Origin of the sequence: Rhizobium sp. Leaf262, assembly GCF_001422245.1 — a bacterium.
Taxonomy (GTDB): domain Bacteria; phylum Pseudomonadota; class Alphaproteobacteria; order Rhizobiales; family Rhizobiaceae; genus Agrobacterium.
Window position 1 is genome coordinate 140,059 of sequence record NZ_LMMM01000019.1, and the last position, 12,557, is coordinate 152,615.

Annotated in this window: 13 protein-coding genes; 7 read left to right on the forward strand and 6 right to left on the reverse strand. The window is 57.2% G+C overall.

The genetic code is table 11. The features are described from left to right. Positions 1-58 precede the first annotated feature (58 nt). Both ASF29_RS20660 and ASF29_RS20665 read left to right on the forward strand, forming a co-directional pair. Positions 59-769 carry an AzlC family ABC transporter permease gene (locus ASF29_RS20660; RefSeq protein WP_062452548.1) on the forward strand — a complete coding sequence of 237 codons (711 nt, stop codon included), beginning with the start codon at positions 59-61 and terminating at the stop codon, positions 767-769. Further along, entirely contained in the window at positions 766-1,068 is a 303-nt protein-coding gene (locus ASF29_RS20665; RefSeq protein WP_062452549.1) for an AzlD domain-containing protein, read from the forward strand. The genes ASF29_RS20660 and ASF29_RS20665 overlap by 4 nt, the downstream gene beginning before the upstream one ends. A gap of 66 nt (positions 1,069-1,134) precedes the next feature. On the opposite strand, the gene ASF29_RS20670 is transcribed toward ASF29_RS20665, so the two are convergent. Next, complete coding sequence (locus ASF29_RS20670; RefSeq protein ID WP_062452550.1) at positions 1,135-2,631, reverse strand: replicative DNA helicase; 1,497 nt, start codon at positions 2,629-2,631, stop codon at positions 1,135-1,137. A gap of 330 nt (positions 2,632-2,961) precedes the next feature. On the opposite strand from ASF29_RS20670, the gene ASF29_RS20675 reads away from it, so the two are divergent. The 3 genes from ASF29_RS20675 to ASF29_RS20685 all read left to right on the forward strand — a co-directional run bounded on the left by ASF29_RS20675 (position 2,962) and on the right by ASF29_RS20685 (position 6,170). After that, on the forward strand, positions 2,962-3,417 hold the full coding sequence (locus tag ASF29_RS20675) for a MarR family transcriptional regulator (RefSeq protein WP_062452551.1): 456 nt from the start codon (positions 2,962-2,964) through the stop codon (positions 3,415-3,417). 152 nt (positions 3,418-3,569) lie between these two features. Continuing rightward, on the forward strand, positions 3,570-5,084 hold the full coding sequence (locus ASF29_RS20680; protein WP_156462775.1) for an MFS transporter: 1,515 nt from the start codon (positions 3,570-3,572) through the stop codon (positions 5,082-5,084). A gap of 18 nt (positions 5,085-5,102) precedes the next feature. After that, the gene (locus ASF29_RS20685) at positions 5,103-6,170 is read left to right on the forward strand and encodes an HlyD family secretion protein (RefSeq protein ID WP_062452553.1); all 1,068 of its coding nucleotides are present in this window, start codon (positions 5,103-5,105) and stop codon (positions 6,168-6,170) included. A gap of 40 nt (positions 6,171-6,210) precedes the next feature. Here the strand turns inward: ASF29_RS20685 and ASF29_RS20690 are convergent, their stop codons facing one another. Then, on the reverse strand, positions 6,211-6,921 hold the full coding sequence (locus ASF29_RS20690) for a helix-turn-helix transcriptional regulator (RefSeq protein ID WP_200925564.1): 711 nt from the start codon (positions 6,919-6,921) through the stop codon (positions 6,211-6,213). Between the two features lie 121 nt (positions 6,922-7,042). On the opposite strand from ASF29_RS20690, the gene ASF29_RS20695 reads away from it, so the two are divergent. Then, entirely contained in the window at positions 7,043-7,954 is a 912-nt protein-coding gene (locus ASF29_RS20695) for an EamA family transporter (RefSeq protein WP_062452554.1), read from the forward strand. Between the two features lie 83 nt (positions 7,955-8,037). Here the strand turns inward: ASF29_RS20695 and rplI are convergent, their stop codons facing one another. From rplI to rpsF, 4 genes are all read right to left on the reverse strand, one after another. Next, a complete protein-coding gene (rplI, locus tag ASF29_RS20700) occupies positions 8,038-8,613 on the reverse strand; it encodes a 50S ribosomal protein L9 (protein ID WP_062452555.1) in 576 nt (191 codons plus the stop codon). Positions 8,614-8,627: 14 nt separating this feature from the next. Then, positions 8,628-9,602 (reverse strand): hypothetical protein, encoded by a 975-nt coding sequence (locus tag ASF29_RS20705; protein WP_062452556.1) that lies wholly within the window; start codon positions 9,600-9,602, stop codon positions 8,628-8,630. A gap of 190 nt (positions 9,603-9,792) precedes the next feature. Next, entirely contained in the window at positions 9,793-10,041 is a 249-nt protein-coding gene (rpsR, locus tag ASF29_RS20710) for a 30S ribosomal protein S18 (RefSeq protein WP_042618600.1), read from the reverse strand. 12 nt (positions 10,042-10,053) lie between these two features. Then, positions 10,054-10,524: a 30S ribosomal protein S6 gene (gene rpsF, locus ASF29_RS20715; RefSeq protein WP_062452557.1), complete on the reverse strand. Its 471-nt coding sequence runs from the start codon at positions 10,522-10,524 to the stop codon at positions 10,054-10,056. A 796-nt stretch (positions 10,525-11,320) separates the two neighbouring features. Here rpsF and ASF29_RS20720 point away from each other — a divergent pair. After that, the gene (locus ASF29_RS20720) at positions 11,321-12,448 is read left to right on the forward strand and encodes a helix-turn-helix transcriptional regulator (RefSeq protein WP_062452558.1); all 1,128 of its coding nucleotides are present in this window, start codon (positions 11,321-11,323) and stop codon (positions 12,446-12,448) included. The last annotated feature ends 109 nt before the right edge of the window (positions 12,449-12,557 follow it).

Below are 12,557 nucleotides of genomic sequence, written 5' to 3' on the forward strand. Positions count from 1 at the left end.
TCGTTCAATACGGCGCGGCTGCCACCGCATAGAGGCATCTCCTGACAAGGAGAATGACATGCACTCGATATTACCCACACAGAAGCGGCGAGAATTTGCTTATGGCCTGAGAGCCGCATCCCCATTGCTGGTTGCCATGGTGCCGATTGGCGGCGTGTTTGGGGCCATTGCCGTCAGCAAGGGCCTGTCGCCACTGGAGGCGTGCCTCATGTCGGCCTTCGTTTTCGCCGGTGGTGCGCAATTCGTCGCTATGGACCTTTGGACACATCCGGCAAGCTGGACTGCCCTTGGCTTTTCTGCACTTCTCGTCAATCTTCGCCATATTCTGATGAGTGCATCCATTGCCGCCAAGATGGAAGGCTTCAAGACATGGCAGCGATGGCTTGCCATGCCGGTTTTGACCGATGAGTCATGGGCATTGGCCGAATTTAGAGGCATGAACAGAAGGCTTTCCCCGGCGTTCTTTGCCGCCGCTGCTTTATCGATTTACATCGTTTGGAATCTCTCGACTCTGGCGGGCGCTCTGCTTGGTGCGGTCATGGGTGACACCACGGTCATTGGCCTCGACTTCGCCTTTACAGCGGTCTTCATCGTGCTGCTGATGGGGTTCTGGAAGGGACGGGAGACCGGCTTCGTTCTCTTGGCAAGTGCTGCGGCTGCCTTCTTAACCCACAAATACATTCCGGGTGCATGGTACATTGCCGCTGGCGCATTGGCGGGACTGGCTGTTGCGGCGTTTGCGCAGGAAAATCTCGAGAAGCCCGTATGAGCGTCGACGTCGACACCCTTCTGGCCATCTTCGCCATGGCCATCGCAACGCTTGTAACACGTGTCGGCGGGTTGGTTCTCGTGCGCCATGTGCAGATGACGGAACGCGGAAAACGAGTGCTGAATGCCGTTCCGCCCGCCGTGCTGATGGCCGTCGTTGCCCCGACAGCTTTGGCCAGCGGCCTTGCAGAAACCATTGCCTGCGCCGCCACCGCCTTTGCCGCCACGCGCTTGTCGCTTCTGCCAGCCGCAACCATCGGCGTCGTGACCGTGGCGGCCCTGCGTGGAATCGGTTTCTGAGATGCCTGCTCTATCGCATTGAAAACAAATCGCCCCGCTTCGGATGAAGCGGGGCGGTCTGCGAAATCATTGCTCTTCGTATTGCGTGAACGATGGGTCGGCCAGATCTGCGAAGCGGGTGAATTCCGACTGGAACTGGAGCTTCACCGTGCCGGTCGGTCCGTGGCGCTGTTTGGCGATGATGACGTCGGCGGTGCCTTTGACGCGGTCGAAATGCGCTTCCCATTCGGCGTATTTCGGGTCGGACATTTCGCGCGGTTCCATGTTCTTGACGTAATATTCCTCACGGAACACGAACAGCACCACGTCGGCGTCCTGCTCGATGGAGCCCGATTCACGAAGGTCGGAGAGCTGCGGGCGCTTGTCTTCGCGGCTTTCCACCTGACGAGAGAGCTGGGAGAGGGCGATGATGGGGACGTTGAGTTCCTTGCCAAGGGCTTTCAGGCCCGTGGTGATCTGGGTGATTTCCTGCACGCGGTTTTCGCCGCCCTTGCCGGAGCCGGTCATCAGCTGGATATAGTCCACCACGAGGCAATCGAGGCCGCGCTGGCGCTTGAGGCGACGGGCGCGGGCAGACAACTGGGCGATGGAGATACCACCGGTCTGGTCGATATAGAGTGGCACCTTCTGCATCATCTGGCTGCAAGCAACCAGCTTTTCAAAATCTGCCTCGGTGATTTCACCACGCCGGATTTTCGAGGAGGAGACTTCGGTCTGCTCGGAAATGATACGCGTTGCCAGCTGTTCGGACGACATTTCGAGCGAGTAGAAGCCCACGACGCCGCCATTCTTGGCCTTGAACGAGCCATCCGGCTGGACTTCCTGCTCATAGGATGCCGCGATGTTGTAGGCGATGTTGGTGGCAAGCGAGGTCTTGCCCATGCCCGGACGTCCCGCAAGCACGATCAAGTCGGAGCGCTGCAAGCCACCCATGCGGCCATCCAGCGAGTGGATGCCGGTGGAGATGCCCGAAAGATTACCGTCGCGCTCGAAGGCGGCACCGGCCATGTCGATGGCGAGCGAGACCGCGTCGTTGAAGGACTGGAAGCCGCCGTCGTAACGACCGGTTTCGGCGAGCTCGAACAGACGGCGTTCGGTGTCTTCGATCTGCGTTTGCGGGGGCATGTCCAGCGGCGCGTCATAGGCAATGTTGACGACGTCTTCACCGATCTGGATGAGCGCACGGCGCAGCGCGAGGTCATAAATGGCGCGGCCATAGTCTTCCGCGTTGATGATGGAGACGGCGTCGGAGGCCAGGCGCGCAAGATACTGCGCAACCGTCATGTCGCCGATCTTGCCGTCTGCGGGCAGGAAGGTCTTGATGGTGACAGGGTTGGCAGTCTTGCCCATGCGGATGATATCGCCCGCGACCTCGAAAATCTTGCGGTGAAGCGGTTCGTACAGATGCACGGGCTTCAGGAAGTCGGACACGCGGTAATAGGCATCGTTGTTGACGAGGATGGCGCCCAAAAGCGCCTGTTCCGCTTCGATATTGTTTGGTGCTTCGCGATAGAGCGGTTCAGCAGCCGGGGCGGGGGTGATCTTCCTCACAGCGTCGTTCATGGTTTGTGTGATCTCCCTTGAGCCTTGTTACGGGCCTTCATTTTCTTGCAAGCCTGCCGGTTTGAAGTGTGACAGCGCGGCAGTCAATGACATTGCAGCAACAGTGACAGACAGGCTTGCCCGAATGGTGGCAGGCGGCATCACAATGCGTGTTGTTAACAGTAATCCACAGGGCAATCCGTGATCGGCGTCGGGGCGCTGCGAATCACTTTTCCCATGCCATGAGTTTACGTCATGGCTGCCATCGCGACAAAGCCTCTTGCATTTCAGTGTTGCCGAAAATAAATAGGCATGAAATAGATAGCGTGCTAATTATAAGGTGTAGGTACATTGTCGCGGGCGACTGAAAAAGAGCAGCTTTTCGATGAGATGGCGGCCTTCAACCGCAAGCTCAGATCTTTCTTCGATGCCAGAGTGGCGGAGCAGGGGCTTACGCTTGCGCGGGCAAGGGCGCTTTTCGCGCTTTCGCGTCGTGGACCGCTGACGCAGAAAGAGCTTGCCGAGGAGCTGGAAATCGAAACGCCGACGCTGGTGCGCGTGCTGGATGCCATGGAGAAACAAAATCTCATCGAACGGCGTTCTGACGAGGCAGATCGGCGGGCAAAGCGCATACATATGACGCCAGATGGTATAACGACATTCGAGGAGGTGCATATGCAGGCAAAATCCATGCGGGCCGACATCGCAGCCGATATTTCGACGGATGATATCAGCGCCGCATTGGAGGTGGTTCGCCGCCTGTCTGCAAACCTGCAAAACCTCGCTGGCGAAAAGGTGCAGTCGTGAGCAACGCCGTTTCAACCATTCAGGATGCACCGGACGAAGACGTCGAAGACGTGCCGGAAACACCTGTCGCCTCCGCTCCACCGCCTGAAAAATCCTTTTACGCGAAGCTGCTGTATATCTTCGCTGGCCTGTCGTTCTTCGTAACGCAGGGCATGGGCATGAACATCGTCATGGCCAATATCTACCAGTTGCAGGGTGAATTTTCGGCGACGATCGCGGAAGTCGCCTGGCTTTCGGCGGCCTATATGGCCCCTTATGCCACCTTCTCCATCGCGCTGTTCAAGGTGCGCCAGCAATATGGCCTGCGACCCTTTGCGGAAATCAGCATCATTTGCTTCGTGTTGGCATCCTGCCTCAATCTCTTCGTGACCGATTTGCATTCGGCAATCGTGGTGCGCTTTGTCAGCGGCATGGCGGCAGCACCGCTGTCTTCGCTCGGCTTTCTCTATATTCTCGAGGCCTTTCCCGTGCAGCGCAAGCTGACGTTGGGCCTCAGCATCGCGCTGACCGGCACTCTGTTGTCGTCGCCGCTCGCCCGCATCCTCTCGCCTGAATTGCTGGATATCGATGGCTGGCAGGCGCTTTATACGATGGAAGTCGGGCTTTCGCTCGCCGTGCTGCCCATCATCTATCTGCTGCCGCTGACACCACCGCCGCGCGCCAAGGTTATCGAGCGGGTGGATATCTTGAGCTATATGCTCTTCGCCGGTGGTCTCGGCTGTCTTGCCGTGTTCCTGACGCTGGGACGTTTTTACTGGTGGTTCGAGACATGGTGGCTGGGCGTTCTGCTGGCGACCTCCATCGGCCTGCTGGCTGTGATGACGATGATCGAGTTGCCGCGCAAAAATCCGATGCTGGATTTGCGCTGGATATTCTCCCGCACCAATCTTCACCTGATCGCGATTCTGCTGATCTATCGCGCCGTGTCGTCAGAGCAGTCCTCCACGGCGGTCAGCCTTTACCAGCAGCTTGGTATCCTCAACGAGCAGACGACCGGGCTTTATGCGCTCATCATCGTCGCGACGCTGCTGGGTGGTGCCCTGTGCGCGCTGTTGATGCTGACGAAATATGTCGATACCGCCCATGTCATTGCGCTGACGCTGATTGCGCTTGGTGCCTTCATGGATAGCGGTTTGACCAATCTCGTGCGGCCCGAGCAGATGTATCTGAGCCAGGCGATGATTGCCTTCGGTGCCGCCATGTTCCTGCCGCCCGTCATGGCCAAGGGCTTCGGTGCGGCGCTGGCCAAAGGCCCACCTTACCTCGTCAACTTCATCACCATCTTCCTGTTCACGCAGATCACCGGTTCGATGCTGACAACGGGGCTTCTCGGCTCCTTCGTGACGCTGCGGGAGAAATTCCACTCGAATATTCTGGTGGAAAGCATTCTGTTGCAGAACCCGCAGGTGGCGCAACGCGTCAGCCAGCTGTCTGCCGGCTACAGCCACGTCATTACCGATCCCGCGCTCTTAAAGGCAGAAGGTCTGTCACTGCTCGGGGCGCAGGTCACGCGCGAGGCTTACATCCTGGCCTATAACGACACGTTCCTGCTGATTTCGGTTTGCGCCGCTGCTGCTCTTGTCATGCTTTTGCTTCATCTTGCATGGTTACGTCTCAAGTCTTTGCTGAAAGGCGAAGACGAGATCGTGGCCGCACCTCAATCCTGATTGTCCAGAGATATAAAAATGCTGAAAAAAATATTCACGCCTCTTACTCTCATCGTTCTCCTGGGCGGCGTCGCCGGTGTGGCGCTGGTGCTTTACGCATGGCGGCTGCCACCCTTTTCCAGCTCCGTGGAAATGACCGACAACGCCTATGTGCGTGGCTATGTCACGACCATGAGCCCGCAGGTCAGCGGTTATATCGTCGATGTGCCGGTCAAGGATTATCAGGAGGTCAAGCAGGGCGATATTCTGGCCAAGGTGGATGACCGCATTTTCCGCCAGAAGGTGGCGCAGGCCGAGGCGTCGCTTGATAGCCAGAAAGCTGCCTTCGACAATTCCCGCCAGCAGGAAATCGCTGCCAAGGCCAACATCGCCTCGGGTGAAGCGGCAGTCGATAGCGCGCAGGCCTCGCTGAAACAGGCGCAGCTTGCCGCCGACCGTCAGGATAGTCTTTTGCGCAGCGGTGCAGGCACCTCCAGCGTGCAGGAAGAAGCTCAGGCCAATCTAGACAAGGCCCGTGCCGGTCTCTCACAGTCGAAGGCAGCCCTTGAGGTGGCCCGACAGGATTTGCAGACCATCATCATTAACAGAGGCTCCTTGCAGGCGGCTGTTGCCAATGCGGAAGCAGCCGTGGAACTGGCAAAGATCGATCTTCAAAACACCGAAATCCACGCGCCGAAAGACGGCAAGCTGGGCGAAGTCGGCGTCCGCGTCGGCCAGTATGTCGCTGCCGGAACGCAGTTGATGGCAGTCGTGCCGCATGACATCTGGGTTGTTGCCAACTTCAAGGAAACGCAGCTGGCCGGAATGGAAGCAGGGCAGGTAGTATCGATCTCCGTCGATGCCCTGCACCGCAGGAAACTGACCGGCAAGGTGGAGCGCTTTGCGCCCGCCGCTGGCTCCGAATTCGCCGTCATCAAGCCGGACAATGCCACGGGCAACTTCGTGAAGATTGCCCAGCGTCTGGGCGTGCGCATCTCCATCGATCCTGACCAGCCTCTGGCCACCGAGCTTTCGCCCGGCATGTCGGTGGTGGTGCGGGTGGATAAGGGCAAAGCGCCCGAAGGTGCCGAAACGGCTGCGAAGTAAAGATCAACCGTTGCGGGCAGGGCGCAGGCCTTGCCCGCGACTACATCGCGTTCCAGTCTGCCGGAAGGCAGAAGGTGTCGCGAAAGCCCCTGTCGCCGACGGGCGTGATACGCAAAGCCCGGCTGTCCGGGCGTCTGGTGATCCATCCCAATTCCAGTGTCCGGTCCAGAAGGGCTGCACCCACGCGCCCGGCAATGTGGTGTCGCCGTTCGCTCCAGTCCAGACATGTCTTGCACAGCGGACGCTTCGAGCGCGTGCCATCTTCCAGATCGATCCCGAAATCCTGCAGGAACGCCTTGCCATCGTCGGTCAAAAGCGCGCCTTCGTCTGACAAAATGATGCGCCCGCTTGTCGAAAGGCTATCGGCCATGGCGACCGCCAGTCTGCCCGCAATGTGGTCGTAGCAACTGCGGGCGATGCGCATGTCTTTTTCTTTCGGGCCCACGGGATGGTGTCGCTTCGGCCCATCGGCGGCGATATTCATCAAGGCATCAATGCCATGCGCCACCTGTGGAGAGGCCAGCCGATAGTAGCGATGCCGCCCCTGTTTGACGGTGGAAAGAAGATGGGCGTCCACCATTTTCGACAGATGGCCGCTGCCGGTCTGCGCGGTGACGCCCGCCTGCCGGGAAAGCTCGCCCGCGGTCAGCGCCTGTCCGCCCATCAATGCGCAGAGCATATTGGCGCGGGTCGTATCGCCGATAAGATTTGCGATGGCAGCGATTGTATTGGGTGACGCGATATTGTTCATTCCAGAAATCTAGCATCAAAGCAGGGGGCCGTCAGCGGGGCATTGTTCGGTGGTGACCGAAGCATCCAGCCTGCGGATGTCTCTATAAAATGAGCATATGCCTCATCTAAGGAAGAAATGAATGACTGGAAAATTCGGGCTGCTTCGGGAACTTGGTCTGCTGGTTCTCTTGGGGTGCCTGTGGGGCAGCTCCTACACCTTTATCAAAATCGGTATCGAGACAATACCGCCCGTTACGCTGATTGCAGCGCGCACTGCGATTGCCGGTGGCATTTTGATGGCCATCATAATTTGGCGCGGCCTGCGGCTGCCGAAAGATATGGAATTGTGGAAGCGGTTTGCCATACAGGCCATGCTGAACAGCGTGCTGCCCTTCACGCTGATCGCTTGGGCGGAACATTATATTGATGCCGGGCTTGCGGTTATCCTCAACTCGCTGACGCCGGTTTTCACATTCCTGCTGACGCTGCTCATCACGCGGCATGAGACGCTGAGTGGCCGCAAACTGTTCGGCGTCATGATCGGTCTGGTCGGTACGGTGGTGATGATCGGCATTCAGGCGTTGAATGGTTTGGGGAATGTCGTTCTAGCCCAGCTCGCCGTTATTCTGGCAACCGTGTTTTACGCAGGTGCGGCGATCTTCGGAAAAAACTTCAAGGGTATCGATTCGATGATCCCTGCTGCCGCCTCGCTGATTTGCGGCGCGGTCATCCTCATTCCGCTCAGCGCTATCGTGGACCGTCCATGGGAGCTTGCGCCATCGACCAGATCGATCATGGCGCTGCTGGGCCTGTCGGTGTTTTCCACAGCGCTCGCCTTCACCATTTACTTCCGGCTTGTGCATACGCTGGGGTCGCTGGGAACGACGGCGCAGGCTTATGTCAGAGTACCTGTGGGTGTTGCGATAGGCGTGGTGTTTCTGGGAGAGGAACTGCATGCCACGACAATGATCGGTTTGGTCTGCATTCTGGCCGGTGTCATCGCCATGACGCTACCGCCGCAGGCTTTTCGCCTGAAACGAAGAGCAGCTTAGGACACTCAACTGCCTTCGCCAAAAAGCGAAAACCCCGGATGTTGCCATCCGGGGTTTTCGTTTGAGCCCGAGGGCTGCAAATATTACTCGTCGTCGCCGTCCTGATCTGCATCTGGATCAAAGAAGTCTTCTGGGCGAAGAGCGTCTTCGTCAACGCCGTAGATGGCGTCAGCAGATGTGAGGCTTTCGCCCTTTGCCTGACGCTCGGCTTCTTCAGCAGAACGAGCAACGTTCAGTTCAACCTGAAGCTCGACTTCCGAGTGCAGGTGAAGCGTAACGTTGTGCAGACCGATGGTCTTGATCGGCGTGTTGAGTTCGACCTGGTTACGGCCGATGTTGAAGCCTTCAGCGCCGAGGATTTCAACGACGTCGCGTGCAGCAACAGAGCCGTACAGCTGGCCGGTTTCGCCAGCGGAACGAACAACGATGAAGCTCTTGCCAGACAGTGCGTCTGCAACTGTCTGTGCTTCGGACTTGCGCTCAAGGTTACGAGCTTCGAGCGTTGCGCGCTCGGATTCGAAACGGGTCTTGTTGGCAGCGTTGGCGCGAAGAGCCTTGCCCTGCGGCAGCAGGAAGTTACGTGCGTAGCCATCGCGAACCTTTACGGTTTCGCCCATCTGGCCAAGCTTGGCGATACGTTCGAGAAGAATGACTTCCATCTTCTTGATCCTTTCTAGTTTTCGGTTTCGTTTGTATTGTCGGTTTTCCGTACTGGAGTAAGAGAGATCGTGCTGCGCACGTCGCTCAGACCCAGTACGAGAATGATGAGCAGCGGAAAGACGAAGATCGCTGAAATATAGCTGAGAACCAGAACCGGCCAGCGCCAGTCCTTGCCCTTGGAACGGTGGTGCAGGGAGGCATAACCCGCCATCAGGAAGCCCGCGCCGAATGTGCCGCAGATGACGGCTCCAATCATGGCCACGGTGCCGCCGACGAAGGTCAGGACGATGCCGCCGAGGAAGATGAAGATTGCATTACGGTGCATGCGCAAGGCCGCCGCGATGTCTTCGCGCGGGCGCAGACCCTTGCCGAAGGAGCGGACCATGCGGCTTGCGAAATAATAGGCTGCAAACAGCATGATGACCCAAAGCCCGCCCTGGATCATCGGCAGCATCAGCACCAGCATCGACTTAGTCTGTGCTAGGGCAGCGGCATCCGGCTTGAAGGATGCTTCACTTGCCTGAACGGACGTCATCATTACGTCGACCAGCTGCGAGACGAGATCAGGGCCGTAGCCGATCATCGTGCCGAGGATGATGACGGAGAGGGTGATGAGGCCACACAGATGCAGCACAATGCCCGACAGCGGATACCAAGCCAGCAAATCATCCGGGCCACCGATTTCCGATGCGGGACGTGCCAGATTGGCAAGGTGAGACAGCCAACCGGCGGGAACGAGCGTAAAGATCGCAATCGTCACGGCAAAGATCGGTGACACGGCAAGCGCGCCAAGGAAGGCGGCGGAGAGAACGGCGACGATGGCCGCAGCATTTCCCCAACCGAGACCGGCCACAAGAATGGGCATCGCGGAGGCGGCATAAAGCAGGAATGACATGGACGACTGTGCCGTTGCACCAAGCGTCAGAAACGCGGCACATATGCCGGCGAGAACGCCGGAAATCAGCACTGTCTGGTTCAATCGTATCAACGTCGCTGTCCTGCCCAGAATTTGGTAGCAGTTAGAGGATGGCTTGGAGCCTGATCCCCAACATGGGTTTTGGTGTTTGGTCGATCCGCGCCCAACGCGGAAGGATTTGGAACCTACGACCTACTGCTTAGAAGACAGTTGCGCGTAGGAAAAACGAGGCCGCGCCAAAGCGCAGCCTCGCCATTGTCAATTAAGACAGAACGTAAGGCAGCAGGCCGAGGAAACGAGCGCGCTTGATCGCCTGAGCGAGTTCGCGCTGCTTCTTCTGCGAAACAGCTGTGATACGGGAAGGAACGATCTTGCCACGCTCGGAAATGTAGCGCTGCAGAAGACGTACGTCCTTGTAGTCGATCTTCGGAGCGTTAGCGCCGGAGAAAGGGCACGTCTTGCGACGGCGGTGGAACGGGCGGCGTGCCTGAGAAGAAGATGCGTCAGCCATTATATATGCTCCTTATGCACGGTCTTCGCGCGGACGGCGCGGACGGTCTTCACGGTCGCCGAAGCCACCTTCACGCGGCGGGCGAGGACCACGGTCGAAACCGCCTTCACGCGGGCCACGGTCAGGACGGTCGCCGTCACGGCGTGGACGGTCGTCGCGATCGCGCTTCTGCATCATTGCAGACGGACCTTCTTCGTGGGCTTCCACGGCGATGGTCATGTAACGAAGAACGTCTTCGTTGATGCGCATCTGACGCTCGATTTCGTGGATAGCCGGTGCCGGAGCATCGATGTCCATCAGAGCGTAGTGAGCCTTGCGGTTCTTCTTGATGCGGTATGTCAGGGACTTCAGACCCCAGTTTTCGACGCGTCCGACTTTACCGCCAAACGATTCGATAACGCCCTTGTATTGCTCGACAAGTGCGTCGACCTGCTGGGCAGTGATATCCTGCCGGGCAAGGAAGATGTGTTCGTAAAGAGCCATTTAAGCTTTGCCTTTCTTGCGTTTCATTCATCACCCGGCAACGGCGCTAAGCCTCAACGACTGCTCCTGTTTGGCAAAAGCCAAGGGCAAGAAAAGCGTTGTTCGAGACGGTCGAGAGCGGAGACACGGGAGGCCGGAAAAACCTTATGGTTCCTGCTGTTTCGTAAACGAAACCAGCCCTCCGTTCAGCCACCAGCCAATTGGACCGGGTGTTGTGAACAGCGCGCTTATACGGATTTCTCGTAAGAATGCAAGCGCGCTGTGTCTGTTAACGTATCGGATCAGCGTCCAATTTGGCAATATTTGCCAGTACATTCACGCCACTCAAGGCGCCCACGGCTTTTGGTGAATGACGATTTCGCGCCAGGTGCTATATTTCCGCCACATGAGAAATTCTGGCAAGAGCCTTGATCGCTCCATCTAACGCCGATCCATTCGTTGCATTGGTTTATCCAAAAATCTGTAATGCTGTTGCTTTGCCTATCTGCATATAGGCAGGTTGCGCTTGCTGCTACGGGCGCAAAAAACAACACCAGGAAGGTGTATGGTGCAAGTAACTTTATCATGTCGTTTTCCTGTAACAGAATATGCCTTCCATCTCCCGGATGGTCCTTTGAACCATAGCGTTTCCAAATTTTACCGCCTCACCCCTTGGGGTGAGGCGCGACAATTACTAAGAGTAACTTGAATTCTTGCCTTGCATGCAATTTGTATATTACTGCGGTTGAGGCATTTCGTTGAGAATTGAATTGATATTCTAGGATGTCGACATTGCATCCTGTGGGAAACGAAGGCGATGCAGACAGCTGACATCATCGACAGAATTTACGAAGCAGCGCTGGTTCCTGAAAAATGGGAAAGTGTTTTGGTCAGCATCAACGATATTGTCGGAACACGAGGAGGCGTGATTTTTGCCCAATCCGAGGTTGGCGCCACTTTCGTTGCAACGCCTGCGGCTATCGAGATATTCCAACGCTTTGCCGACGAGGGCTGGGACAGACATAACACACGTCGTGAACGCGCCGACCGTCTTGACCACGCCGGCTTTGTGACTGACCTCGACGTTTTCGAAGCGCATGAATTTCTTCATGAGCCTCTTTACCGCGACTTCCTCTATCCACTCGGCCTCGGTTGGTCGGTGGGAACGCACATCACCACGCCGGATGGCGATAGGATAGCAGCCAGCTTCGACGGGGATTTTGAAGCGGGGCCGATCTCTCGTGAAAAGACGGATTGGCTGGACTCCATTCGACCGCATCTGGCTCGGTCTCTCAGTATTTCGGGAAGATTGAAAATGGCCGAGGCCTCGAAAGTTGCAGATGGACTGGGCGTTTTTGGGTTGCCTGCCTGCGTGGTGAATTCGAGTGGGAAAATGCTTGCAGCCAATGCATTGATGCACCTGCTGATCCCGTCTGTGGTGATGGATGGGCGTGAGCGTGTAAAATTACGGCAAGCATCAAGCGACCGGCTGCTACAGAAAACCCTTGTTCAACTCAACGCAAAGCGATCTGAAGCAAGGGTCATGTCGATTCCGGTGCCGGCCTTTGGTGAAGGGGCCGCAAGTGTAGTCCATGTCGTTCCAGTCCGTGGGCATGGTCGAGATATTATGCCAGGCGGCCTCTTCGTTCTGGTGGTCAGCACGCTGGCATCCTCGACGGTTCCTGGCACGTCTCTTCTTCGGGGCCTGTTTGACCTCACTCCGTCTGAAGCAAAGGTCGCACGGTTAGCTGCAACCGGCGCTGCGCCAAAGGACATCAGTGTGCTGTGTGGTATTAGCCCCAACACCGTAAAAACGCATTTGAAATCCATCTATGCCAAAACTGGCACCGAGTATCACGGTGCCCTCGTTCGTCTTCTGTCAGGTGCAATGATGCCCTTATCTTTTGAAGGCGTTCACCAGTCAGGCGAAAAGTCCTTTGGATAACGGTACGTATCTATTGGCGTATCGAGCAACTGGGTAAATGAGGTTTTGACCACGCAAGGTCCGCCAGATGGCGGACCAGTTACCCTGCAATTGAAGCCGGTGGACAGCT